The sequence below is a fragment of the Pseudomonas danubii genome (assembly GCF_042980055.1).
Classification (GTDB): domain Bacteria; phylum Pseudomonadota; class Gammaproteobacteria; order Pseudomonadales; family Pseudomonadaceae; genus Aquipseudomonas; species Aquipseudomonas danubii.
Window position 1 is genome coordinate 639500 of the sequence record NZ_CP116502.1, and the last position, 26434, is coordinate 665933.

17 protein-coding genes are annotated in these 26434 nt (G+C 64.3%); 4 read left to right on the forward strand and 13 right to left on the reverse strand.

What is annotated here, in order from left to right; genetic code table 11:
- Positions 1-92: 92 nt before the first annotated feature.
- The 6 genes from PFZ56_RS03070 to PFZ56_RS03095 form a co-directional block, all read right to left on the reverse strand.
- On the reverse strand, positions 93-725 hold the full coding sequence (locus tag PFZ56_RS03070; RefSeq protein WP_047306416.1) for a sarcosine oxidase subunit gamma: 633 nt from the start codon (positions 723-725) through the stop codon (positions 93-95).
- 158 nt (positions 726-883) lie between these two features.
- Positions 884-3901 carry a sarcosine oxidase subunit alpha gene (locus tag PFZ56_RS03075; RefSeq protein ID WP_110594433.1) on the reverse strand — a complete coding sequence of 1006 codons (3018 nt, stop codon included), beginning with the start codon at positions 3899-3901 and terminating at the stop codon, positions 884-886.
- Positions 3898-4200: a sarcosine oxidase subunit delta gene (locus PFZ56_RS03080; RefSeq protein WP_011063902.1), complete on the reverse strand. Its 303-nt coding sequence runs from the start codon at positions 4198-4200 to the stop codon at positions 3898-3900. The genes PFZ56_RS03075 and PFZ56_RS03080 overlap by 4 nt, the downstream gene beginning before the upstream one ends.
- 14 nt (positions 4201-4214) lie before the next feature.
- The gene (locus tag PFZ56_RS03085) at positions 4215-5465 is read right to left on the reverse strand and encodes a sarcosine oxidase subunit beta family protein (protein WP_016964291.1); all 1251 of its coding nucleotides are present in this window, start codon (positions 5463-5465) and stop codon (positions 4215-4217) included.
- A 23-nt stretch (positions 5466-5488) separates the two neighbouring features.
- The gene (locus tag PFZ56_RS03090; protein WP_047289636.1) at positions 5489-6742 is read right to left on the reverse strand and encodes a serine hydroxymethyltransferase; all 1254 of its coding nucleotides are present in this window, start codon (positions 6740-6742) and stop codon (positions 5489-5491) included.
- A 266-nt stretch (positions 6743-7008) separates the two neighbouring features.
- Positions 7009-7749, reverse strand: coding sequence for a TraX family protein (locus PFZ56_RS03095; protein ID WP_110594431.1), 741 nt, complete (start codon positions 7747-7749; stop codon positions 7009-7011).
- 116 nt (positions 7750-7865) lie between these two features.
- Between PFZ56_RS03095 and PFZ56_RS03100 the strand changes: the two genes are divergently transcribed.
- From PFZ56_RS03100 to PFZ56_RS03110, 3 genes are all read left to right on the forward strand, one after another.
- Positions 7866-8906 (forward strand): low specificity L-threonine aldolase, encoded by a 1041-nt coding sequence (locus PFZ56_RS03100; RefSeq protein ID WP_170002905.1) that lies wholly within the window; start codon positions 7866-7868, stop codon positions 8904-8906.
- Between the two features lie 333 nt (positions 8907-9239).
- Positions 9240-10685 (forward strand): cytosine permease, encoded by a 1446-nt coding sequence (locus tag PFZ56_RS03105; RefSeq protein ID WP_170002908.1) that lies wholly within the window; start codon positions 9240-9242, stop codon positions 10683-10685.
- Positions 10682-11509, forward strand: a complete 828-nt coding sequence (locus PFZ56_RS03110) for a nitrilase-related carbon-nitrogen hydrolase (RefSeq protein WP_394304585.1) — start codon at positions 10682-10684, stop codon at positions 11507-11509. Before PFZ56_RS03105 ends, PFZ56_RS03110 begins: the two co-directional genes overlap by 4 nt.
- Positions 11510-11579: 70 nt before the next feature.
- Here the strand turns inward: PFZ56_RS03110 and gbcB are convergent, their stop codons facing one another.
- Positions 11580-12680 carry a glycine-betaine demethylase subunit GbcB gene (gene gbcB / locus PFZ56_RS03115; protein ID WP_102881089.1) on the reverse strand — a complete coding sequence of 367 codons (1101 nt, stop codon included), beginning with the start codon at positions 12678-12680 and terminating at the stop codon, positions 11580-11582.
- Positions 12681-12970: 290 nt separating this feature from the next.
- Between gbcB and gbcA the strand changes: the two genes are divergently transcribed.
- Complete coding sequence (gene gbcA, locus PFZ56_RS03120; protein ID WP_170004479.1) at positions 12971-14266, forward strand: glycine-betaine demethylase subunit GbcA; 1296 nt, start codon at positions 12971-12973, stop codon at positions 14264-14266.
- Between the two features lie 198 nt (positions 14267-14464).
- Here the strand turns inward: gbcA and PFZ56_RS03125 are convergent, their stop codons facing one another.
- The 6 genes from PFZ56_RS03125 to dgcB form a co-directional block, all read right to left on the reverse strand.
- The gene (locus PFZ56_RS03125) at positions 14465-15721 is read right to left on the reverse strand and encodes a metallophosphoesterase (protein ID WP_170004477.1); all 1257 of its coding nucleotides are present in this window, start codon (positions 15719-15721) and stop codon (positions 14465-14467) included.
- Between the two features lie 47 nt (positions 15722-15768).
- Positions 15769-17637 (reverse strand): hypothetical protein, encoded by a 1869-nt coding sequence (locus PFZ56_RS03130; RefSeq protein ID WP_170004475.1) that lies wholly within the window; start codon positions 17635-17637, stop codon positions 15769-15771.
- A 129-nt stretch (positions 17638-17766) separates the two neighbouring features.
- Complete coding sequence (locus PFZ56_RS03135; protein ID WP_170004473.1) at positions 17767-21219, reverse strand: alpha/beta fold hydrolase; 3453 nt, start codon at positions 21217-21219, stop codon at positions 17767-17769.
- A gap of 1189 nt (positions 21220-22408) precedes the next feature.
- Positions 22409-23179, reverse strand: a complete 771-nt coding sequence (locus PFZ56_RS03140) for an electron transfer flavoprotein subunit beta (protein ID WP_102881094.1) — start codon at positions 23177-23179, stop codon at positions 22409-22411.
- A gap of 9 nt (positions 23180-23188) precedes the next feature.
- Positions 23189-24409, reverse strand: a complete 1221-nt coding sequence (locus PFZ56_RS03145; protein WP_110594416.1) for an electron transfer flavoprotein subunit alpha/FixB family protein — start codon at positions 24407-24409, stop codon at positions 23189-23191.
- Positions 24409-26358: a dimethylglycine demethylation protein DgcB gene (dgcB, locus tag PFZ56_RS03150; RefSeq protein ID WP_110594414.1), complete on the reverse strand. Its 1950-nt coding sequence runs from the start codon at positions 26356-26358 to the stop codon at positions 24409-24411. Before dgcB ends, PFZ56_RS03145 begins: the two co-directional genes overlap by 1 nt.
- Positions 26359-26434: the final 76 nt, after the last annotated feature.

Sequence of the window (26434 nt, forward strand, 5' to 3'; positions counted from 1 at the left end):
CTGTAGCCGCTGCCGAAGGCTGCGCTCGGCCCCGCAGGGGGCGGCTCTTCGAGCCTTGTCGCAGCCCGCGGCAGCGGCCACAGGGTTAGGGTTCAGGCCTGGACGCTGAGGCCATATTCGGCGGCGGCATCCTGCAGCCACATCCACCAGTAATCGGAGAAGCTGCGGCGCACCAGCAACTCCCAGGTGTCTTCGCCGGTACGGCGGATCACCAGTTGCGACTTGGCGAACACCGTGCCCACCGCCTTGCCCACCGGGAAGTTGTTGGGGTGCACGTCGTAGCTGGTGGACTTCATCAGCACCTGGCGCACGTTGGGGCCGGACAGTTCGAGGATCTGCTGGCCGCCGCTGACGTTGACGATCTGGATATGCAGGTCGCCCAGGGCGGCGCGCAGGTTCTGCTCGGCGGCGAACTCTTCGCCGCTGGGCACGATCAGCAGCCACTCATCCGGGCCCAGCCATTGCAGGCTGGTTTCACCCTTGACCACCACGCTCAGGGCACCCGGCAATTCGATGCCCAGGGCCTTGTGCACGCCGGCGGCGAAGGCCGGATCGTGGCCGTCGCCACGGATCGTCAGGTGACCGAGGAGTTTTTTCTCGCGCAGGATCACACCGGCGTTCTTGCGGCCCTTGCCCACCAGGCTCGGCAGGTCGGCGTGGTGCAAAGACGACTCGGCCTTGGCCCCGGTGGTGGGGCGCTGTTGGTAAACGTTGACTGCGGTCATGGAGCACCTGTCCTTTATTCTGTGGTCCGGTTCCGGTTGCCGCTGCCAGGGGCTGCGGTCGCTTGGGAACCGGGCGCAAGGTTTTGCATCCCGGGCAGGTCCTGCGGACCTTGGCGCAGCCTGCGGCAGTGGCTACAGGGTGCGTGCCCGGGTTCATGTCATATGTTCTGGCGGTCGCCCTTGGGGTCGAAGAACACCGAGGAAACGATTTCCGCCTCGATCACCCGGCCATCGGCCAGGGGCGCGAAGACCCGCTCGCCCAGGCGCTTGAGGCCGCCCTTGACCACACCCAGGGCAAAGGAATAACCCAGGGAGTTGTGGGCGTAGCTGGAGGTCACGTGACCGACCATGCTCATGGGAATCGCCTGCTTGGGGTTGAACACCAGTTGCGCGCCTTCCGGCAGCCACTGGGTCGGGTCGATCGGCTTGAGGCCCACCAGTTGCTTGCGTTGCTCGCGCACGCAGTCTTCACGGTTCATGCCGCGCCAGCCGATCCACGAGAACGGCTTGGTCCGGCCCACGCACCAACCCATGTTCAGGTCGTCCGGGGTCATCGAGCCGTCGGTGTCCTGGCCGACGATGATGAAACCCTTCTCGGCCCGCAGCACGTGCATGGTTTCGGTGCCGTAAGGGGTCAGGTTGTACTTCTTGCCAGCCTCGACAATCTGCTCCAGCACGCCCATGGCGTAGTCGGCCTGGACGTTGACCTCGTAGGACAGCTCGCCAGTGAACGAGATACGGAACACCCGCGCCGGCACGCCGCCCACCAGGCCTTCCTTCCAGGTCATGAACGGGAAGCCGTCCTTGTCCAGGTCGATGTCGGTGACTTCGCTCAGCAGCTTGCGGCTGTTGGGGCCCGACAGGGTCATGGTGGCCCAGTGGTCGGTGACCGAAGTGAAGTACACCTTGAGGTCCGGCCATTCGGTCTGCTGGTAGATCTCCAGCCACTGCAGCACGCGGGCCGCGCCGCCGGTGGTGGTGGTCATCAGGAAGTGGTTGTCGGCCAGACAGGCGGTGACGCCGTCGTCGAAGACCATGCCGTCTTCCTTGCACATCAGGCCGTAGCGGGCCTTGCCCACGTCGAGCTTGGTCCAGGCGTTGGTGTAGATGCGGTTGAGGAATTCCCGGGCGTCCGGGCCCTGGATGTCGATCTTGCCCAGGGTCGAGGCGTCCAGCAGGCCGACGCTGTCACGCACCGCCAGGCATTCACGCTTGACCGCGGCATGCAGGTCTTCGCCGTTTTTCGGGAAGTACCAGGGGCGCTTCCACTGGCCGACGTCTTCGAACTCGGCGCCATTCTTCACATGCCAGGCATGCAGCGCGGTGAAACGCACCGGCTCGAAGATGTGCCCGCAGTGCCGACCGGCCACGGCGCCGAAGGTGATCGGCGTGTAGTTCGGGCGGAACATGGTGGTGCCCATCTGCGGAATGCTGACGTTCAGCGAGCGGGCGGCAATGGCCAGGCCGTTGACGTTGCCCAGCTTGCCCTGGTCGGTGCCGAAGCCCAGCGCGGTGTAGCGCTTGACGTGCTCCACCGACTCGAAGCCCTCGCGGGTCGCCAGTTCGATGGCGGCGGCGGTGACGTCGTTCTGCAGGTCGACGAATTGCTTGGGCGCACGCGCGGTGCCTTTTTCATGGGGCACCTGGAACAGCGCCAGGGTTGGTTCTTCCAGGCGGGTCAGGGCTTTGGGCAGCACGCCCTCCACGCTCTGGAACCCGGCTTCGCTGGCGGCGCGCACACCGCCTTCGAAACCATCGGCCAGGGTGTCGCCGAGGCTGTAGACGCCGTTGATGCCACCGACGCACACGCGTTTCTGCGGCGCTTCACCGGGCACGAAACCGAGGATGTCTTCACGCCACACCGGCTTGCCGCCCAGGTGCGAAGCCAGGTGCACCACCGGGCTGTAGCCGCCGGAGCTGGCGATCAGGTCGCAATCGAGCCATTCGCCGGGGCTGGTGACCTTGTGCGCCTTGACGTCGATGGCCGCTACGCGCGCGCCAGTCACGTGCTTGCTGCCACGGGCTTCGATCACCGCACTGGAAGTGAGGATGCGAATACCCTTGGCCCGGGCTTCTTCCACCAGGGCGCCGCGGGGGTTGTGCCGCGCATCGGCGATGGCCACCACTTGCAGGCTGGCGTCGAGCCAGTCCAGGGCCACGCGGTAGGCGTGGTCGTTGTTGGTAGACAGCAGCAGTTTCTTGCCCGGGGCCACGCCGTAGCGGCGCACGTAGGTGGAGACGGCACCGGCCAGCATGTTGCCCGGCACGTCGTTGTTGCCATAGACCAGCGGCCGCTCGTGGGCGCCGGTGGCCAGCACCACGCGCTTGGCGCGGACCCGGTGGATACGCTGGCGCACCTGGCCGATCGGCGCGCGGTCGCCGAGGTGATCGGTGAGACGCTCGTGAATGGTCAGGAAGTTATGGTCGTGGTAGCCGTTGACCGTGGCCCGTGGCAGCAGCAATACATCCGGTAGCGACTTGAGCTCGGCGACCACACTGGCCACCCACTCCACCGCCGGCTTGCCGTCCAGGCTTTCGCGGCTGTCCAGCAGGCTGCCGCCGAATTCTTCCTGCTCATCGGCCAGGATCACTCGGGCGCCACTGCGGGCTGCGGCCAGCGCAGCTGCAAGACCAGCAGGGCCGCCACCGACAATCAGCACGTCGCAGTGCTGGTTCATGTTGTCGTAGGTGTCCGGATCGTTCTCGGTGGGCGAGCGACCGAGGCCCGCCGCCTTGCGGATGTACTTCTCGTAGGTCATCCAGAACGATTGCGGGTACATGAAGGTTTTGTAGTAGAAGCCCGGCGGCATCAGCTTGCCGCCGACCTTGCCGAGAATCCCCATCATGTCGTTGTTGACGCTAGGCCAGCCGTTGGTGCTGGTGGCCACCAGGCCCTGGTACAGCGCCTGTTGGGTGGCGCGCACGTTGGGGATCTGGGTGGCTTCGGTGGCGCCGATCTGCAGCACCGCGTTGGGCTCTTCGCAGCCCGCGGCGAAGATGCCCCGGGGCCGGGAATACTTGAAGCTGCGACCGATGATGTCCACGCCGTTGGCCAGCAGGGCCGAGGCCAGGGTGTCGCCCTCGAAGCCCTTGTAGGTCTGGCCGTTGAAGGTGAAGGTCAGGACTTTGTTGCGGTCGATGCGTCCGCCGTTGGACAGGCGATTGGTCTGGCTCATACCTTCTCTCCAGCAGCCTTGGCGGTGAACTGCGGTTTGGTGCCTATCTTGTAGGTTTCAAGAATTTCGTAGGTCACGGTGTCGCGGGTGGCGTTGAAGTACTGGCGGCAACCGGCGGCGTGAATCCACAGCTCGTGGTGCAGGCCGCGAGGGTTATCGCGGAAGAACATGTAGTCGCCCCACTCCTCGTCGGTGCAGGCGTTGGGGTCCAGCGGCCGGGGAATGTGCGCCTGGCCGGACGAATGGAATTCCTCTTCGGAGCGCAGCTCGCCGCAGTGAGGACAGAAGATATGCAACATAGGGAGTTGTCCTTTTAGTGGGCGACCGCAGCAGCGCCGTGTTCGTCGATCAGCGCGCCGTTGTGGAAACGGTCGATGGAGAAAGGGGCGGCCAATGGATGCATCTCGCCCTTGGCCAGGCTCGCGGCAAACACGTTGCCCGAGCCCGGGGTGGCCTTGAAGCCGCCGGTGCCCCAACCGCAGTTGAAGAACATGTTCGGCACCGGAGTCTTGGAAATGATCGGGCAGGCGTCCGGGCTGGTGTCGACGATGCCGCCCCACTGGCGGTTCATGCGCACTCGGGAGAGGACCGGGAACATCTCGACGATGGCCTGGATGGTGTGTTCGATCACCGGATAGGAGCCGCGCTGGCCGTAGCCGACCCAGCCGTCGATACCGGCACCGATCACCAGATCGCCCTTGTCCGACTGGCTGATATAGCCGTGCACCGCGTTGGACATGATCACGCTGTCGATGATCGGCTTGATCGGCTCCGACACCAGCGCTTGCAGCGGGTGGGATTCGATCGGCAGGCGGAAACCGGCGAGCTTGGCCATGTGCCCGGAGTTACCGGCGGTGACCACACCGACGCGCTTGGCGCCGATAAAGCCCTTGTTGGTCTCGACGCCGATGCACACGCCGTTTTCCTTGCGAAAACCGATGACTTCGGTCTGCTGGATCAGGTCCACGCCCAGGGCGTCGGCGGCCCGGGCAAAGCCCCAGGCCACGGCGTCGTGACGGGCCACGCCGCCACGGCGCTGGACTGTGGCGCCGAGGATCGGATAACGGGTGTTTTTCGAGCAATCCAGGTAGGGGATCTCGTCCGCCACCTGCTGGGTGTTGAGCAGCTCGCCATCGATGCCGTTGAGGCGGTTGGCGCTGACCCGGCGCTCGGAATCACGGATGTCCTGCAGGGTGTGGCACAGGTTGTAGACCCCGCGCTGGGAGAACATCACGTTGTAGTTGAGGTCCTGGGACAGGCCTTCCCACAACTTCATGGCGTGCTCGTAAAGCTGCGCCGACTCGTCCCACAGGTAGTTGGAACGCACGATGGTGGTGTTGCGCGCAGTGTTGCCGCCACCCAGCCAGCCCTTTTCCACCACCGCGACATTGGTGATGCCGTGCTCCTTGGCCAGGTAGTAGGCGGTGGCCAGGCCATGCCCGCCACCGCCGACGATGACCACGTCGTAGACCTTCTTCGGGGTCGGCGTGCGCCACATGCGCTGCCAGTTTTCATGGTGGCTGAGAGAGTGCTTGAAGAGGCCGAAGCCCGAATAGCGTTGCATAGTCATTGCTCCAGTTGCGGCTCTCAGCGGTAAACCGGGAAATCAGCGCACAGGGCTGCCACCTGGCGAGCGACATTGGCCTCGACGTCGGCATCGCCGAGGTGGTCGAGGATGTCGCAGATCCAACCGGCCAGTTCAGTGCACTGGGTGACCTTGAATCCGCGGGTGGTGACCGCCGGGGTGCCGATGCGCAGGCCGGAGGTGACAAACGGCGACTGCGGGTCGTTGGGCACGGCGTTCTTGTTCACGGTGATGTGGGCGCGGCCCAGGGCGGCGTCGGCATCCTTGCCGGTCAGGCCCTGACGGATCAGGCTGACCAGGAACAGATGGTTGTCGGTGCCACCGGACACTACATCGTAGCCGCGTTTGATAAATACGCCGGCCATGGCCTGGGCGTTGTCGATCACCTGTTGCTGGTAGGCCTTGAACCCGGGCTCCAGCGCTTCCTTGAAGCACACCGCCTTGGCGGCGATCACGTGCATCAACGGACCGCCCTGGGCACCCGGGAACACCGCAGCGTTGAGCTTCTTCTCGATCTCTTCGTTGGCCTTGGCCAGGATCAGCCCACCACGGGGACCGCGCAGGGTCTTGTGGGTGGTGGTGGTGACCACGTCGGCATAAGGCAGCGGGTTGGGATACAGACCGGCGGCCACCAGCCCGGCGACGTGGGCCATGTCGACGAACAGCAGCGCCCCGACCTTGTCGGCAATCTGCCGGAAGCGCGGGAAGTCCAGGGTCTTGGAGTAGGCCGAGAAGCCGGCGACGATCATCTTCGGCTTATGTTCCACGGCCAGACGCTCGACCTCGTCGTAGTCGATCAGCCCGGTGCGGGTATCGATGCCGTACTGCACGGCGTTGTACAGCTTGCCCGAAGACGACACCTTGGCGCCGTGGGTCAAGTGGCCGCCATGGGCCAGGCTCATGCCGAGGATGGTGTCGCCGGCCTGCAGCAGCGCCAGGTACACCGCGCTGTTGGCGGAAGAACCGGAATGTGGCTGGACGTTGGCGTAATCGGCGCCGAACAGCTGCTTGGCACGCTCGATGGCCAGGGCCTCGACCTTGTCCACATGCTCGCAGCCACCGTAGTAGCGCTTGCCCGGGTAGCCCTCGGCGTACTTGTTGGTCAGCCCGCTGCCTTGCGCCTGCATCACCCGCTTGCTGGTGTAGTTCTCCGACGCAATCAGCTCGATGTGATCTTCCTGGCGTTGTTCCTCGGCATTGATCGCCGCCAGCAGTGCATCGTCGTAACCCTGGATCTGGTCTTGCTTGCTGAACATCACGTCTCTCCCAGCGGCGGCGCTGCGCCTTTCGTCTCGGTGAGGCCAGCCTTAAAGCTGCGCCCTTTGGATGCGATGGTATGACCGGCAAGGGGAACTCAAATGCCTATGGACGCCACGCAAAGGTGCGTTTACGACATGCCTTGGCGCCCACGGACAAATGCCTCGGACCGCTGCCCAGTGAAGGCTCTGGATCGACGCCTTCAGGATCTCCGCGTCTGCTACTTCGCAATGCCGCCCAAGCCGTTCGCAGCCTGCGGCAGCGGCTACAGGAGTTGGCGCAGGGCCAGCAGCAGGAGAAAGTGCGCCGGGTACAGCAGGTAGGCCCAGCGGCGCATGGCCGGCACCGACCCGCCACGCAGCCCCCGCAGCAGCATCACTCCCAGCCACGGCGCCAGCAGACAAACGGCAATACCGCAGGTCGCCACCGGATTGCCCAGGCGCGCCGCCGGGAACAAGGTTTCCCACTGGTTGGCCGCCAGGCACAAGGCCCCGGGCAACAGGCTGAAATACCAGGGGCGACGCAGCACCAGCAGCAAGGCCAGTGGCAGCAACACCCCGAAGGCGCCAAACATCAGCCAGCGGGAAAAACCCAGCGCCAGCAACAGGGCCACCAGGCCAAGCGCCAAGGCCAGTCCCCGACGTTGCTGCCAGCCCCGGGCCACCAGCAGGCCCAGGGCCAGGGTCGGCAACACATTCAAGGTGTCGGGATCAGGAATGAATAGGCGGTAGGGAATCTCGCTCAGCAGGCTGAACAGCAGCAGCCAGCCCAGGTAACGCCATGGTCCGGGCCGACGGTCGGTTTCAACCCTGGCCCGGGTCAGATTCACCGCCATCGCCAGGCAGAACCAGGGAAACGCCAGGCGCCCCGGCACGTACAGCCAGTCCAGGCTCAAGCCCACATACCGCAGGTGATCCAGCACCATGCTCAGCAGCGCCAGCCACTTCAGCGCATCCAGCGCCTCATCGCGCCGGCGGTTGTCGGTTTTCAGCATCGCATCACGCATAAATCCTTATGGGCCCTGCATTATTCCGGCATAAACAGAGCGTGTGCTCGGCCATTGTTCTTGGGTAAAGTGCGCACCATCATCGACCACGGAACTCTCTTACACGGAAGCCGGCCATGACCGACAAAAGCCAACAGTTCGCCAGCGACAACTACTCCGGCATCTGCCCTGAAGCCTGGGCCGCCATGGAGCAGGCCAACCACGGCCACGAGCGCGCTTACGGCGACGATCAGTGGACCGCTCGCGCCGCCGATCATTTCCGCAAGCTCTTTGAAACCGACTGCGAAGTGTTTTTCGCCTTCAACGGCACCGCCGCCAACTCCCTGGCCCTGTCGTCGCTGTGCCAGAGTTACCACAGCGTGATCTGCTCGGAAACCGCCCACGTCGAAACCGACGAATGCGGCGCTCCGGAGTTCTTCTCCAACGGTTCCAAACTGCTGATCGCCGGCACCCAGAACGGCAAGCTGACCCCGGAATCGATCCGCGAGATCGCCCTCAAGCGCCAGGACATCCACTATCCCAAGCCGCGGGTGGTGACCCTGACTCAGGCCACCGAAGTGGGCAGCGTCTACACCCCGGAAGAAGTGCGCGCCATCAGCGCCACCTGCAAGGAACTGGGGCTGAACCTGCACATGGACGGTGCGCGCTTCTCCAACGCCTGTGCCTTCCTCGGCTGCACCCCGGCGGAGCTGACCTGGAAAGCCGGCGTCGACGTGCTGTGCTTTGGCGGTACGAAAAACGGCATGGCGGTGGGTGAAGCGATCCTGTTCTTCAACCACAAGCTGGCGGAAGACTTCGACTACCGCTGCAAGCAGGCCGGCCAGCTGGCCTCGAAAATGCGCTTTCTCTCGGCGCCCTGGGTCGGCCTGCTGGAAAACGACGCCTGGCTCAAGCACGCCCGCCACGCCAACCACTGCGCGCAGTTGCTGGCCCAACTGGTGGCCGACATCCCTGGCGTGGATCTGATGTTCCCGGTGCAGGCCAACGGCGTGTTCCTGCAACTTTCGGAACCGGCGATTGCCGCCCTGACGGCCAAGGGCTGGCGCTTCTACACCTTCATCGGCAAGGGCGGCGCGCGCTTCATGTGCTCCTGGGACACCGAAGAAGAGCGCGTGCGCGAACTGGCAGCGGACATCCGCACCGTCATGAGCGCCTGACCCATCCCCTGCGCATGTAGGAACTGGCTTGCCAGCGAACAGGCCCGCAACCCGGGCGCCGGTCTCACAGGCGCCTTCGCCGGCCAGCGCACCTCCCACCCCGTAGGAGCTGGCTTGCCAGCGAACAGGCCCGCAACCCGGGCGCCGCTCTCACGGGCGCCTTCGCCGGCAAGCCGGCTCCTACAACGACACACCCTCCTCCACGGGAACTGGCTGGCCAGCGAAAGCATCAGTTCACAAATTCCTGAACTGATTATTTGCCCCTGCTGATTCAACATCCGCCACCTTTATCCGAGACTCCGGGGTCGACCTATAAAAACAAAGGCTCCACCCATGACGACTCAGTCTTGCGTCACCGAAAAGGCCCAGTCTCCTGGCCTTGCGATCGAAACCCGTTCCATCGACTACGTGCCGCGCAACGAGCGCCACGGCAAGGTCTGGCACCAGGGACCGTTCTGGTTCACCGGCAACTTCGTGCTCACCACCATGGTCACCGGCTTCACCGGCGCGGCCCTGGGCCTGAGTCTGCCCTATGCCATACTGGCGATCGTCATTGGCGTGTGCCTGGGCACCTTCTGCATGGCCTTCCACGCCAACCAGGGCCCGCGCATGGGCCTGCCGCAGATGATCCAGTCCCGCGCCCAGTTCGGCCTGCGCGGGGCCATCGTGCCGTTCACCGCGGTGGTGTTCGTCTACATAGGCTTCAACGTGTTCAACGTGATCCTCGCCACCGACGCCATCAACACGGTGATCCCCGGGGCCCGGGCGCCCTGGTACACCCTGATGATCGCCATCGCGGTGCTGATCGCAGTGGTTGGCCATGACCTGTTGCACACCGTGCAGCGCTGGCTGACCTACGTGATGATCAGCGTGTTCGCGGTGCTCACCGTCAGCGCCCTGCTGACCCTGCAGGCCGACTCGGCCCTGGCCGACCCGCAGTTTTCCTGGTCGGCGTTCCTGATCCAGCTGTCGGCCGCCGCCGGTTACCAGATCAGCTATTCGGTGTACGTCTCCGACTATTCGCGCTACCTGCCGCACCAGACGCCGTCGCGCCAGGTGGTTTTCTGGACCTACCTGGGCGCCGCCGGCTCGGCGTTGTGGCTGATGTCCCTGGGAGCCTTCCTGGCCTCGGCCCTGCCCTCGCCGGACGCCATTGCCAGCGTGCGCGAAGTGGGCAACACCCTGATTCCCGGCTTCGGCACCTTCACCGTGCTGATCGCGGTGCCGGCTTTGGTGGGCATCATGGCGGTCAACTGCTACGGCGCCATGCTCACCGGCATCAGCGCCATTGACGGTTTCAAGTCGATCAAGCCCAACCTCAAGAGCCGGGTAACCGGCATCCTGCTGGTGGCGGTGGTGATCTTCCTGATCGCCATGAACATTCCCGAAAGCTACCTGGGCAGCTTCAACACCTTTGTCCTGCTGATGCTGTACTTCCTGGTGCCCTGGACCGCGGTCAACCTCGCGGACTTCTATCTGGTGCGCAAAGGCCGCTACGCCATCAGCCACATCTTCAATCCAGCCGGCATTTATGGCCGCTGGTCCAGCGCCGGGTTGCTGGCCTACTTCCTCGGTTTGCTGGCGATGGTGCCGTTCATGTCCCTGAGCTTCTACCAAGGCCCACTGTCCCAGGCCCTGGGCGGCGCCGACGTCGCCTTCGTGATTGGCCTGGCGGTGGCCGGGCTGGTCTACTGGGCGCTGACCCGCAACCTGGACCTGGAAGCCGAACGCCTGGCTATCCAGGCCAGCGAACAGCAACTGGAAGGAGGCGCGCAATGATCCCCCAGACATCCCTGAAAGTGGCCTGCCAGCAACTGGCACCACGAATCGGCGACCTGGACTACAACCGCACCCTCAGCACCGAGGCCATCCGCCAGGCCGCCGCCCACGGCGCCCAAGTGGTGGTGCTTCCGGAGCTGGTGCAGAGCGGCTACGTGTTCCGCGACCTGCAAGAAGCCCTGGCGCTTTCGGAAAGCCTCGACGGGCCGACCTTGAGCCTGTGGAAAACCCTGGCCGAAGAACTGCAGGTGGTGATTGTCGGCGGCTTCTGCGAGCGCCTGGACGATCAGCGAGTGGCCAACAGCGCCGCCCTGATCGAGCCTGAAGGAACGCTGACGGTGTATCGCAAGGCGCACCTGTGGGACCGGGAGAACCTGATCTTCACCCCGGGCGACGAGCCGCCCCCCGTGGTGCCCACCCGCTTCGGGCCGATCGCCATGATGATCTGCTACGACCTGGAGTTCCCCGAATGGGTGCGCCTGCCAGCCCTGGCCGGGGCGGCGCTTTTATGCGCGCCGGTGAACTGGCCGGACGGCCCGCGCCCGGCCAGCGAGCGGCCGGCGGAGATGGTCCGGGTCCAGGCCAACGCGGCGGTCAACCGGATGTTCATCGCCGCCTGCGACCGCTGCGGCGAAGAGCGCGGGGTGAACTGGGTGGGCGGCTCGACCATCGTCGATGCCGATGGCTATCCGTTGGCGGGCAAGAATCGGGAAAACGGGCAGCAGTTGCTGCTGGCGGAGCTGGAGCTGGCCCAGGCCTGGCACAAGTCCATCAGTGAACATAACCATGTGCACCTGGATCGGCGGCCGGCGTTGTATCAGTAGCCGGGTTGCCCCTGTTCGCTGGCAAGCCAGCTCCTACAGCAGATGGGTGTAGGAGCCGGCTTGCCGGCGATCAGAACTCCACCCGCACGTCGCCCTTGGGCACGCTGCAGCAGGACAGGATGTAGCCTTCGGCTTCGTCTTCCTCGGTGATCCCGCCGTTGTGTTCCATCACCACTTCGCCGCCCAGCTTGAGTACCTTGCAGGTGCCGCAGATGCCCATGCCGCAGGCCTTGGGGATCATCAGGCCGAGCTTGGCTGCGGCCGCGTGCACGGTTTCCCCCGGGGCCACGCGGATGCTCTTGCCGGAGGCGGTGAACTCCACCTGATGCAGGTCGGCGACATCCACTTCCGGCGCTTCGGCGGCTTGCTCGGCATGCTCCACGGCGTCGGCCCGAGCTTCGGGCGGGGTCGCGCCGAAGGATTCCTCGTGGTAGCGCGCCATGTCGAAACCGGCGGCTTCCAGCAGGCGCTTGACCGCATTCATGTAGGGCGTCGGCCCGCAGCAGAACACTTCCCGCTCCAGGAAGTCCGGGGCCATCAGTTCCAGCATCTTGTGGTTCAGGTAGCCGCGATAGCCGGCCCAGGGCTCGCCCAGGCCGTGTTTCTCGCAGATCAGGTGCAGGCTGAAGTTGTCGATCCGCGAGGCCATGTGTTCCAGCTCGCGGTGGTAAATGATGTCCTTGGGCGAGCGGGCGCTGTGGATGAACACCATGTCGACGTTGCCGTTGGTGTCGTAGAACCAGCGCGCCATGGACATCACCGGGGTGATGCCGACGCCGCCGCTGAGGTAAAGCACTTTCGGGCTGGGGAAATCGATGGCGTTGAACAGCCCCACCGGCCCGTGCACCGCCAGTTCCTGGCCTTCATGCAAGGTGTCGTGCAACCAGTTGGAGACCTTGCCGCCCGGCACGCGCTTGATGGTCACCGAGAAGCTGTAGGGCACCGATGGCGAGCTGGAGATGGTGTAGGAACGCATCACCGGCTGGCCTTCGATCTCCAGCTCCAGGGTGACGAACTGCCCGGGCTTGAAGAAGAACATGATCGGCTGGTCGGCCATGAAGCAGAAGGTCCGCACATCCCAGGTTTCCTGGATGACTTTGACGCAACGGACGATGTGACGGCCATTGGCCCAGGTCTGGGTGGTTACCGGGTTGAGGAAGGTGTTGGACATGCTGTTCTCCACGGCCGACTGTCGGCGTCTTGTCAGCGATTCTGCGTAAGGCTTCTCGCGCCCATTTACCTATCTGCGACATTCACATGCTTATCGCGACCAGCCCCCAGTTACAGGGGCTCCCCCGTCGGGAACAGATTGGGCCATGTCGCCCATGGATAAGGTTCAAGGCGCCCGCGGACCCACACTCGCCTCAAACACGACAACCGATTTTTCGTGACTTGCGTAGCACCCACCGTAGCCACTATTTAATTCGCCGGCCGCACCGAACGGCCATGAGGACTTGAACGATGGACGTCACCGCAACCCTGAGCTTGGGCGATCCACTGGAACCTGCACGCAAGGCCACTGCACAGATGCTGCAGGAGCGCGAGCGGACCTTCTCCCTGCCGCAGCCTTTCTACTGCGATGAAAGGCTGTTCGATATCGACATGCAGGAGATTTTCCAGAAGGAATGGCTGATCGCCGGCATGACCTGCGAGATCCCCACCAAGGGCAACTACATCACCCTGCAGATCGGCAAGAACCCGATCATTGTCATCCGCGGCGCCGACGGTGTGGTCCACGCCTTCCACAACGTCTGCCGCCACCGCGGCTCGCGGCTGTGCACCAGCGACAAGGGCAAGGTGGCCAAGCTGGTCTGCCACTACCACCAGTGGACCTACGAACTGGACGGCCGCCTGCTGTTCGCCGGCACCGAGATGGGCGCCGACTTCGACATGAAGCAATACGGCCTGAAACCGGTGAACGTGAAAACCGCCGGCGGCTACATCTTCATTTCCCTGGCCGAGAATCCGCCGGCCATCGACGACTTCCTCTCCACGTTGGCCCATTACATGGAGCCCTACGACATGGAGAACACCAAGGTGGCGGTGCAGACCACCTTGCACGAAAAGGCCAACTGGAAGCTGGTACTGGAGAACAACCGCGAGTGCTACCACTGCGTCGGCTCGCACCCCGAGTTGCTGAAAACCCTGCTGGAATGGGACGACGTCACCGACCCCCGCGCCGACCAGGCGTTCAAGGACCATGTGGCCGCGTCCGCCGCCGCCTGGGAAGCCGAGAAGATCCCCTACGCTCACGCCAGCTTCGGCCTGCGCAATCGCATCGTGCGCATGCCCCTGCTCAAGGGCACCGTGTCCATGACCCTGGACGGCAAGCAGGGCTGCGCCAAGCTGATGGGACGGATCAAGAACCCGGACCTGGGTTCGATGCGCATCCTGCACCTGCCGCACTCATGGAACCACTGCATGGGCGACCACATCATCGTGTTCACCGTGTGGCCCATCAGCGCTCAGGAAACCATCGTCACCACCAAGTGGATCGTGCACAAGGACGCGGTGGAAGGCGTGGACTACGACGTCGAGCGCATGCGCCAGGTGTGGGACGCCACCAACGCCCAGGACCGGCGCCTGGCGGAAGAAAACCAGCGTGGCATCAACTCCACCGCCTACCAGCCGGGTCCGTACTCCAAGACCTATGAGTTCGGCGTGGTCAACTTCGTCGACTGGTACAGCGAGCGCATGCTGAGCAACCTCGGCGCGGAACCGGCGCCTTATCTCAAGGGCGTGCCGGTCACTGGCTGACACCGCAGGAGTTCGGCAGCGGCTACAGGATTATGTAGCCGCTGCCGCAGGCTGCGAACGGCTTGGGCGGCATTGCGATGCAGCAAACGCGGCAGACGCAGCGAGCTTGAGAACGCTTGAGGTCCGGCGGGAAACCGTCAAGCAAGGTCCTGCGGACCTTGTCGCAGCCTCGCGGGCTCGGCAGCGGCTACAGGGCCTTCAGGGCTGTGACCAACTGACCGCGCCGGTCTCGCCAATGAAGTCTTCGCTGATCTGCGAGCCGCTCAACTTCACTCTCACATAGCCATTGCGCACCCGCAGCGGGTAGTTCGGATCACCCGCCGACAGGGTTTCCGACCACAGCACCTGAGGGTTGCCTTTCAACTCGCGGGTGACGCCATAGGGAATCGCCCCGTGGCCGATGCAGCGCCCGTACATACCGTCCTTGGGCGCATAGCAGATGCCATTGTGCAGGTGCCCCCAGTACCAGTAGTCCGGCACCCGACCCAGGGCCGCGACCACCTGTTTGTACAGCGCGGTCTGCTGCTGGCCGCTGATATCCAGCCCCTGGTGATGACTGAGGACCATGATCTTGCGCCCCTGCCCCTTGCTCGCTACCAGGTCCTTGAGCCATTGCTGCTGCGGGGGATTGAGGTTGCCGTCCATGTACAGGTTCATTTCATCGGCGGCATAGGCGCTGTCCAGGCCGACGATCAGCCAGTGGCTGTTGAACAGGGCGAAGTAGCTGGTGCCTTGCTGCTTGGGAAACAGCGCGGCGATCTCGGCAAAGTAGCCATGGGCACCGCTGTACATTTCATGGTTGGAGTTGAGGCTGAATGAAGCCTGGCGGCCCATGGGCCAGTCGGCAAGGTCGGAATTCTCTTCGCTGCCGGTACCGGCGTAATACACATCTCCCAGGTGGACGGTGAAATCCGGCTGGTCCTGCTTGATCAGGTCCGCCACGCGCTGCGCCGCCGAATTGGGTTGGAAGTAGCCGGTGCCCCAATCCCCGGCCATGTCCAGCAGCACGTTGTCGGCCATCTCGATCAGCGCCGGGGTGGTGCCGAAGGTCGCGTGCGTGCGCAGGTTCTCGATCCAGTTGAGCAAGGCCTCGCTCCAGCGCAGGTCCAGCAGCTCCCATTGGCGACAACCCAGCAGGGTGCCGTCCTTCATCACCTGGGTTTGCAGCTCGGCCACCGTTTGCGGCAAGGGCTTGGCGTTCCCCAGGTGCAGGACCGACAGGCCGTGGGCCAGCTCCCAGGGCACCGGCGCCTGACCGGGGGGCAAGTCGCCGTGAATCAGGGCGTACTGCGCCTGGTCATGGGCGCGCTGCAGCAGTTGCACGATCGCCTGCAGCTCCTTCGGTTCAAGCTCGCTACGGAGTTTTTTCCAGGCCAGCTCGAGTCTGGCCAGCAGCCCGTCGACCCGGGCTTTGACCTGTTCGTATTCATGTTCCAGATTGCTCACAAATGACATGCCGGCATCCCTCTTGATGGTCCCTTTGCCCAAACGCCGAACGGGCGTCACAGGGTCTTCATGTATTCGATCAACTGCCACTTCTGCTCTGCGGAAAGCTGCGTGCCGTACAGATGGCCGCTGTTGCTGTTGCCCTCCAGGTGGGTGTCGTACTTGAAGGAGCCCGGCCCCTGCACCGCCGCGCCACTGGTGATGAAACCGACCTTCTGCGGGTCATACACATCCGAGCCGGTGTAGAACACCTGGGGCCGCAATTCCGGAGCCTGCAACAGGTCCCAGAGGCTCGGCACCGAGCCGTTGTGCAGATAAGGCGCCCGCAGCCAGACACCGTCGGTAGGGGTGTTGCTGTAGCTCTGGGTCTTGCGATAGGCACCGAAGTCGAAAGGCGGCTTCTTGAACCCATGGAAGGCTTGCACCAGGCCGGTGGTGAAGGAGTCCAGGCGGTGGGGATCGGTGCCCAGCGTCTGGATATTGGTGGTGACCTGGCCGGTGTCGGCCTTGCCGAAGTCATGGCACCCGGCACAGTTGGCCTCCCACAGCGGCTTGCCCTGGGCCACCTTGGCCTGATCGAGGGCGAACGGCCAGGCCGGCGGTTTGTGCCCCAGCAGCCAGTTGGTGACCCGGTTGAAGCTCTCAGGCAGCACCGATTCCGGGGTCGCGCCCACCGCCATCGCCGCCGCGTAGTTGCGCTCGCGGATCTGGTTGTTGTTGCCGTCCCAGTGCAGGTACATCGATTCCCGCGGCTTCTGGTTCCAGATCTGCGGCAGGTCCACGGTGCCGATGGTGGAGTCGTCGGGGAAGCCGAACACCACCATCTTGGTCGGGTTGAAGGTGTCGGTGCGCCCTGGCCCTTGCTGCGGCCGCAGCTTCTGCCAGGCATAGGCCTGCTTCTGCTTGAGCAGCGCGCTCTTGGCCATGGGCATGATCAGGTAGCGGTTGTACAGGCGTTCGACAAAGCCCAGCTGGAACTTGGCGTTGATCGCGTTCATCAGCGCATCCACGGTGAATTTCGGATCGCTGGCGCAATCGTAGGCGAACCACTGGAAGGCCTGGAGCTGCATCAGGTTGGCCGGTGCAGTGGGCACCACCTGGGACACATCGCTGGCGCTGGCCCGGTAGGCACCGGTGTGGCACAGGGCGCAGTTGGGCTCCACCGTGGGGTAGCCCAATTGCCGCTTGGCCATGCCCACCGGCAGGTCCCGGCCGTTCTCGTAGAGGAAGCCGAAGACCTCGTAACCGCCGGGGCGCGGGAGTTTTTCCGGGCACAGTTGCGGCAGCACGGCAAACAGGTAGTAAGGAATCCGCGCTTCGATCCCCAGGCCGATGGCGGCGTACTTGAAGTGATCCTCGTCCGAGGCTTCCGGCGGCTGGGGCACCTCGCGAATCATGTTGACCCACGTGGCATAACCGACCACCCCCAGGACCAGCAGCAGGACCAGGCTGCCCACGCGAAAGCTGTGGCGCTTCCAGCAGGCGGCCCAGTACTGGCGCCAGTCGTGCAGCCCGGCACAGAGCAGGGCCCAGGGCCGGTTGGCCGGGGCACTGCCCAAGTACAGCAGGATGCCGAGGATCAGGAACATGCTGAGGTCGCCCATCAGCATGGGCACGAACACCGTGGCCTGGTTGCTGGTATTGATCAGGTAGATCCAGAACGCCACGGCGATCAGCCGCGACAGCACGCACAGCCAGGAATGCACCACGAAGCGCGGCGCGTTACAGCCCGAAGGCATATAGAACAGGCTGATGCCCACCAGCAGCATGCCGGTGTTTTCCAGCCAGGGGTCCGACAGCACCGGCGGCAGGCCGACCACCGCGGTCAGCAGCGCCGGGGCAAACAGCGCCGGCAGGGCGAACACCATGTTCATGGCGATGCCCAGCCAGATGAAGCGTTGGAACCAGCGGATATAAGCGTTCATATCAACCTTCCCTGCATCCATGTGTAGCGGCCGCTGCAGCCTGCACTTGGCCTCCAAGCGCGCTTGCTGCGGTGCCTGTTGCTTGATCTGGAGCGGGCCCGCGGCGATCTTGCCGCGGGCTGGCCTGGGTCAGCCCCGGGCGGTCTTTTCCAGGTGCGCCAGCATCAGCGGGTACACATCGACCACCGCGTTCTTGCCGAAGATGCAGTCGATGTGTCCGTAACCCGGCACCACGTGGCGGCTGAACAACTCGGGGCCATGGAGTTGGCACAGGCGTTCATAGGTCTTCTGCGTGCTTAGCGGCAGGTAGCACTGGTTGTCGGCGCCGCTGATAAAGCAGATGGGCAACTTCAGCCGATCGAAATGCGGCATGTAGACGTCACGCCCCTTGAAGTCCACCAGGTGCCCCTTGCGACAGATCAGTGCCAGATGCTCGAAGGTCTCGATGTTGGAGGCGCCGAACAGCTCGTGCAGGTTGTCGTGCAGGGTCTGGTTGAGGGTGTCGTGGCGGTACAGCGAGGCGTACATGAAGGTGATGCGGTGGCACACCGGATTGGTGCAGTAACCCTGGGCCTCGATCCGCGCGTAGCCGTTGAGCGCCGTGTCGTAGAGGCGGTTGAACAGGCTTTCCTTGCTGTCGGCGTAGGCCGTCAGGGACTTGATGCCGATGGCGTCGAGCATGCCCGGCAGGTGCAACCCGGCCTTGATCCCGGTGGCGGTGGCCACCACGGTATCCGCGGCAATCTGCGAGCAGACCACCGAGCGCACGTCCTGCAGGCCCGCCAGCAGCGACATGAAGAAGGTCGTGGCGCCGTAGCAATGCACCACGCATTGCACGTCACGGGCCCCGGTCGCCTGCTTGATCTGGCCGATGGCGGCCTTGAAATCATAGGCCGCGATCTGGTCGCCATTGCATTCCCGCTTGCTCGCCGGCAACAGGATGCTGACCCGGAAATCCAGGAGCCAGACGTCATAGTCGTGCTTGCACAGGTACTCCAGCAGGTTGGTCTGGATGGTGTCGGTGGAGAAGATGTTGGAGCCCACGCCAAGCCCGTGCACCAGCATCACCGGGCCTTTGCTGCCGGCCTGGTAGCGGGTCAGGCGCAGCTGCACCCGGTCTTCGGTCTCGAAGAACTGCACCGTGGGCACCGGTGCATCCAGGGGCCGCTTGTTCCGCGGCGGCGCGTCGGGGTTGAAGTAGATGTCTCCGGCGAACACGCCGCCGTAGCTCTCCCAGAGAATCCCGGCGAAGAACTTGCCGAAGCGCGCCAGGGCCTCGATGCGCTCACGCTCGTTGCGCGCATTGAGCACCTTCATGGTGGTCATCTGCCTGGCGAAGTCCGCCGGCAGGATGTGCATCACCCCGGAGCCCAGCACCGGGCCGCTCTTGTCCTGGCCGCGGTACAGGGTCACGTACAGGGTGCTGGTGTCGGGCCAGATGTTCAGCACGCCGTGATCCTCGGGCACGGTCTTGAACGCACTGAAGTAGTACTGGTTGCCGTCCTCGGCGGTCAGGCGCATGTCGTAGTTCATGTGGCGCACGCCCACCTGCTGCTGGAACTCCTCGAACAGGTTGAACACCCCGTGGCTGGCCACCAGGGGCTGAGCCGACAGCGCCGGAGCCTCCAGGGTGCCCACCAGGGTGGCAGCGTGCTCGGGCTCCTTGATCATCCGGTTGAGGTCGTTGGCCGTGATGGTCAGGGTGAACTCGATGGGAGAGTTCTGCGCCTCGCCGCGCTTGGCCGCCTCCTGATAGAGCGCCAGATCGGTGCCCTGGGGCTGGGTGAAGGCCGTGGAAAAATAACCCTTCATGGTCTCGGTGAACTGCACGCCCAGGGTCGGCGCCGGCACCGCCTTGCTCGGGGCCGAGGGCAGGCTGTAATCGATCTTCCAGCCCCGATCTTCGGCCAGCAGGCGCATGTTGCGCTCGCTGACCGCCGAGATGGTCAGCAACGGATTGACCGCCAACGAGGTGGGAATCACCGCGCCGTCCGCCACATACAGCCCGGGATAGACCTCGGTGCCGCTGGCGCCGCAAAACACCTGGCCTTTGTGGTTGACCACCCCCTGAGCGGCGTCTTCGCCCATGACGCAGCCGCCCAGCGGGTGCACCGAAACGATGCTGTGCTTGAGCAGCTTGGTCCAGATCGGGTTCTCCACCCAGACTCCGCCCAGCGCCTTGGTGCTCTGGTACAGGCGCTCGTTGCCAAGAATCACATTGGGCTGCTGGCCAACGCCCGGCCAGTCGATGCGCAGTTGATCCTTGGCGTCCAGCAGCATGCGGCCGCGGCCATCGTCATGGCTCATGATCAGGTAGGTCTGCATGTTGTGCAGCGCACCGTAATAAGGCCCCCGCAGAAAGCTCTCGGCCTCGCGCTCCTTGTAGCCCAACTGAGCGCTGAGGCTGTTGTCGGTGGCCTTGCCCAGGGTCGCGGCAAACAGCGCCATGCTGGGCACCATGGCCCGGCCCAGGGCACCGGGAATCGACCCCTCCTCGATGACCATGCGGCTGCGCCAGTCGCCTTCGGTGCGCATGTCGATGATGGAGGTGATGCACGGCCCCACGGGTTTGAGCTCACTGGCCGAATGGGTGCCGAAGCCGATGCCGTTGATGGTCTGCTCACAGTTATGGCCGAACCCGAGGATGTCGCCGTTACCGCTCATGTGCTCACCCAGCTGGTCCGAGGTGGACAGGCCCTTGGCCTTGGAGCGCAGGAGAATTTCCGTGGAACCCAGGGTGCCGGCACTGAGCACCACGATGTCGGCCTTGACGAACAGGGTCGGCGCCGAGAACTTCTCGCGACCGCTGTCCAGATATTGGAAATGCACGATCCAGCCATCGCCCTCCCGCTCCAGGTAGCGCACTTCGGCCTGGCAGAAAATCTCGGCGCCATGATTGCTGGCGTCCGGCAGGTAATTCATCAAGGTGGTGTTCTTGGCCTTGTTGTTACAGCCCGAGACACAGTCGCCACAGTGGTTGCACGGCAGTTGCTCGACCCCGACATGGTTGAGGTTGTTGGGCAGCTTGGTGAAGGTCACGTTGATCGGCGGCTTGTAGAAGTGCGCACCCTGCTTGAGATACTCCGCGGACTTCTGGTTGGCCTGGAGCTTGGGCAAGGTCGGCGCCGAATCGGGATAGGGATTGGGCTTGAGCATCTCCCGGGCCCGGGCATATCCCTCCTTGAGCAGGGTATCGCGATGCTCGCGCACCGCCCGGGGCCAGCGCGGGTCGTCGAAGACCCCGGGTTCGGGCTCCAGGGCGACGTTGGCATTGATCAGCGACGTGCCTCCCAGGCCGCAACCGACCACCACGTTCTGCTGGGCGTTGACGTGCAGATCGAAGAGCCCGGTGCGTGAGCCGATGTGGCCGTCGGGGTCATGCACCTGCAGCTCTTCGGTGGCGGTGGCCAGGGTGTTGGGGTACTCGCCCGGCTGGATCTCCCGCCCTCGCTCCAGCAGGCAGACACGCCGACCGGCCCGGGACAATCGGGAAGCGGCGATGCCACCTCCGTAGCCGGAACCGATGACAACAACGTCGTAGTGTTCCTGGATCTCGCTGATGGGGGTCGCGATCCGAGTCATGGCGGGGTTCCTCTCAGGCTGATGGGGCAACTCTGTGGTCGCCTCTAATGGGTGCATCCGTCAGCGCGCAGGCAGCCGAACAGGCAGGCCTAGGCGCCTGAAACACAAGCGGTGAAGTCAGTGAAGGGACAAAACGAAGGGCAGGTCTATAGGCGTGCGCGCTGGTTGGCGGCACGGCGACGGGTACGTCTAGGGAGGGGGGCCCCGGTCGGATAAACCTGCGATAAACGACAATCCATTGCCTGCACTCCCTGAGCCGGATGTGGATAAGTTGCCGCTAAGTCCTTGTGGCATCAGTGAAGACAGGCCACCTATCACTGTCAAGAAAGCCATTAGAACTGTACGAAATTTGATCTATTGCCGTACACGCTATGGATTACAGGGGGTGCAGCCTTCCGCGAACATGTTATCCACACCTTGGCCCACAGCAACTGTGGGCAAATGAGCGAGGGTTGGGGATATTTCAGCAGGCAATGCCAAGAAAATCCGTGACTTATGGGAAAACAGCGGTTTTTCCGGCAATTGATCAATTATTGAACAAAGCTCTGAAAGGCACGTATTCAGAGGCCTGTAGAGGAAGGCGAACACCTTATCCACAGAACGGCCAACAGACTTTGGGGGCAACTGGGGTCAGAAGCATCAGCAACTGTGGAAAACCCCTGGAGGCCGCGAAATATCGAGGCTTTACCCGAATAATCGAGCCTGAACAGCGTATTTGGATGTTTTTTGATCAAACCATTCAAGCTCAGGTTCTACGGGGCCTGCAGCGCTAAGCGAACATCTTATCCACAGAAGCGCCAACAGACTTTGGGGGCAAGTGCTGTGCAAAAGTCTCTTCGGCTACTTCCCTGCCCTGGAAAAAAAGCCATGAAAATCGCCAGCTTAGACTGATCAAAATTCGAACAGACGGCTACAGGGCTTGTTCCACAAGGGCTTGAGCAAGGCGCGAACACCTTATCCACAGGTACGCACACAGGGATTGTGAGTAACCCATCGCTACTCTTGTAGGCGCTGGTTTGCCAGCGAACGGCGATGCCCAGAGATGTGCAAAACCATGACGCCCCCTTCGCCGGCAAGCCGGCTTCTACGGCGGGTGCAGGCGCGATTTCCCTGGTAGGAGCTGGCTTGCCAGCGAACGGCGGTGCTCAGAGGTGGGTGCACGGCCCGAGGGCTGTGCATAAGCCTGAGCTCAGCGGACCACGCCTTCTTCGATGAGCAACTTGAGAATGGCCTCGGCGCCGGCCTCGGGGCTCACGCCCTTGAGCACTTGGCCGGTGCCGCCGCTGGCCTTGGCGGTGGCGGCCTTCATGCGATCCGCGCCGCTCTTGGCCTTGATCACTTTCAGGCGCTTGGGCCGGGGTTTGGCCGGTTGCAGGCTGGAGGCTGTGAGTAACTCGTCTTCCACCACCACGACCTGATCGGCCTGCAACAGACCACGGCGCGCCGGGCCATAGGCGCTCTGACGCGGTTTCGGTGCGGCGTTATCCACAGTGGCGAGAAACGGCAGGCGCACCTTGAGCCGCCGCCGCTGGCCACGGGGCAAGGCTTGCAGGACATGGGCCACGCCATCGGCCAGGGATTCGACTTGCGCCAGCCCCACCACCAGCGGCCAACCGAGGTTTTCCGCCAGCAAAAACGGCAGCATGCCGGAGCCTTCGCCGGTTTCTGCCTGACTGCCGGTGAGCACCATCTGAGCGCCCGCGTCGCGCAGGTACTGGGTCAGGATCGGCAGGGCATCAGCGCCTGCAGGCTGTTCCAGCACGTGCAGCTGTTCCAGGCCCATGCCCAGGTAAGCACGCAGGGCCGGTTCGGCGACGTCGCCGGCATGCAGCACCTGCAGTTTGTCCCCCGCCAGTTGCAGGCCCAGTTCCACCGCACGGGCGTCTTGCTCGGCACGCCGTGGACGGCCGGAGGTCGGGTGAGCGCCTATCGATACCAGGCTGATCACAGTGCTGTTCATAACGTCCCCTTAAGCCGCATCGCGCTTGGCATCGTTGCGGTAAGCCGCTACCGCCGCGATCAAGGCCTTGAGAATTTCCGCGCTGTCGCCAATCACCGACAAGTCGGCGCGTTTGATCATGTCGCAGCCCGGGTCGAGATTGATGGCCACCACCTTGTCGCAGGCGCCGATGCCCTGCAGGTGCTGGATCGCCCCGGAAATCCCCACCGCCACGTAGACCCGCGCGGTGACCCAGATGCCGCTGGCCCCCACTTGCCGATCCCGGGCCATGAAGCCGTCGTCCACCGCCACCCGCGAGGCGCCTTCGGTGGCACCCAGGGCCGCGGCGGTCTGGTGAAACAGTGGCCAGTCCTTGACCCCGTTGCCCCCGGAAAAGATGAATTCGGCCTCGGCCATGGGAATCGCCGCCGGGTCCACCGCCACCGCGCCCAGATCCTCGATCCGCGCCAGACTGCGGGCCACCGTTGTGGATAACTCCACCGGCAAGGCTTCGTGGCGGGTTTCGCTGACCGGCTCGGCGCATTCGGCGGCGGCCAGGATCAAGCGTGGCGCTGGCCGCGCCAGGTCCTGCAGCCCGGCACCGGCACGGCCGATGCACTGCCCGTCCTTGACCTGCCAGACCCGGGTCGCCGGGCGTTCGCCCAGGGCCGCGGCCAAACGCCGGCCCAGTTCGCCGCCACCGCTGCGGCTGTCGGGTAGCAGCCAGTGACGCGGGCTGAACTGGTTATCCACAGCCCGCAGGCCCTGCACCCGTTGTTCCGGTGCATAACCGTCGAACTCGCTGCCTTGCAGCACCAGCAGGCGGTCGACGCCGGCCGTGGCAAAGGCCGATTCCTTGTGCTCGCCAAACACCACTGCCAGCACTGCGCCGTCCTGGCCTGCCAACTGGCGGGCCAGCCCCAGCAGGTCGCGGTCGTGGCTGCTCAGGCGGCCGCCGACCATGTCCGGCACCACGCTGATGTAGAACGCCGGCTGCGCCACCTGATGCAGCGGCAACTGCACCTCGGCCGCGGCCGTGCGCTTGGCGCTGCCGCCCTGCTGGGCGCCACTGCGGTCGATGCGCTTGAGGCCGTTGGGGCCGATAAAACCGATGCCATGGGGATTCTTGCGGATCAGGCCATTGGGCCCCATCCAGCTGTGTTGCGCCGGCTGCATGGCCGCGTGCAGCGGGTGCAGGCGGTTGCGGGCAATCCATTCAGCCCGGGGATCGCGGCGGATAATGTCGCTCATCAGTGCACCTCCGCAGGTTCGGGTTTCACCGATGCCGGCGCTTTGCCCGGGGCGGCGTCTTCGAGCAAGGCGTCGGCCACCAGTTCGGCGATGTCCTTGATCATCGGCCGTGGCTCCACCACCCCTTCGAGCATGGCCGTGCACTGTGGACAACCCACGGCCACCAGCTCGGCGCCGGTCTCGCGGATGTCTTCCATGCGCATGTCGGGTATCCGTTGCTTGCCCGGAATGTCGGTGATCGGCGCCCCGCCGCCACCGCCGCAGCAACGGGAACGGAAGCCCGAGCGCTGCATTTCCTTGATCTCGATGCCCAGGGCCCGCAGTACGTCCCGAGGGGCTTGGTACTCGCCGTTGTAGCGGCCCAGGTAGCAAGGATCGTGATAGGTCACGCTGCTGCCTTTGTGCTGGCCCAGGTTCAGCGCACCGGCGCCGATCAGCTCGGCCAGGTAAGTGCTGTGGTGCTGCACCAGATAGTGGCCGTTGAAGGCGCCGTACTCGTTTTTCAGCACATGGAAACTGTGGGGATCGCAGGTGACGATGCGCTTGAAGCGGTACTTGGCCAGGGTCTGGATATTGCGCTTGGCCAATAGCTGGAAGGTTGCTTCGTCGCCCAGGCGTCGGGCCACGTCGCCGCTGTCGCGCTCTTCCAGGCCGAGCACGGCGAAGTCCACCTTGGCCGCTTTCAGCACTTTGACGAAGGCGCGCAGGGTGCGCTGGTTGCGCATGTCGAAGGCGCCGTCGCCGACCCAGAACAGCACATCGGTACTCTGCTTGTCGCTAAGCAGGGACAGGTTCAGGTCCGCCGCCCAGTTCATCCGTCCGCCCGGGTTGAAGCCGCCGGGGTTGTCGGTGGCGATGAGGTTTTCCAGGACCTCGGCGCCCTTGTTCGGGGTTGCGCCCTTCTCCAGGGTCAGGTGGCGACGCATGTCGACGATGGCATCGACGTGCTCGATCATCATCGGGCATTCCTCGACGCAGGCCCGGCAGGTGGTGCAGGACCACAGGGTCTCGGCGTCCACCAGGCCGTTGACGATAGGCTGGTGCGGATGGCCGCCGTGCTCGCCGATAGGCTTTCCTGGATAGGGACTACCGGCGAATTGCGCGTCGGTGCCACCAGCCAGGCCGACCACCATGTCCTGGATCAGCTTTTTCGGGTTCAGCGGCTGGCCGGCGGCGAAGGCCGGGCACGCCGCCTCGCACTTGCCGCACTGCACGCAGGCGTCGAAGCCCAGCAGCTGGTTCCAGGTGAAATCCTTGGGCTTTTCCACCCCCAAAGGCGCGCTTGGGTCTTCCAGGTCCAACGGTTTGAGGCCCGTGGAGCGCCCGCCACCAAAGCGCTCGGCGCGACGGTGCCAGGCCAGGTGCAAGGCGCCAGCGAAGGCGTGCTTCATCGGCCCGCCCCAGGTCATGCCGAAGAACAGCTCGGACACGCCCCACAGCACACCGACCGCCAGAATCGTCGCCAGCAGCCAGCCACCGAAATGTTCGGGAAGGATGCCCGCCACCGGCAAGGTCACCACAAAGAAACTCACCGAGAACGCCAGCAGGCTTTTCGGCAGGCGCATCCACGGGCCCTTGGACAGGCGTGCCGGTGGGTTGCGCCGACGCTTGGCGACGAACAGCGCGCCGACGAACATCAGCGTGGTGGCCAGCAGCAAGGCGTAGCCGAGGATGCGGTTATGCAGACCAAAACCATGCACCAGGATCGCCAGCACCGCCGCCAGGACAAAGCCGCCCGCCGTGGCCACGTGGGTGTTGGCCATGTATTTGTCCCGGGCCACCACATGGTGCAGATCCACCATGTAGCGCTTGGGCATGGCCAGCAGCCCGCCAATCAGATCGACCTTGGAGGCTCGCCCCTGGCGCCACATGGCCACGCGCCGCAGCGCGCCGAGGACCGCGAGGCCGACGGCGGCGAACAACAGAATGGGAAGAAGGGTGTTCAACATGGTGGAGCTCCCAAAGACCGGGTCGGTCGTTGTAGCCGCTGCCGCAGGCTGCGCCCGGGCGGCACTGCGTCACAGG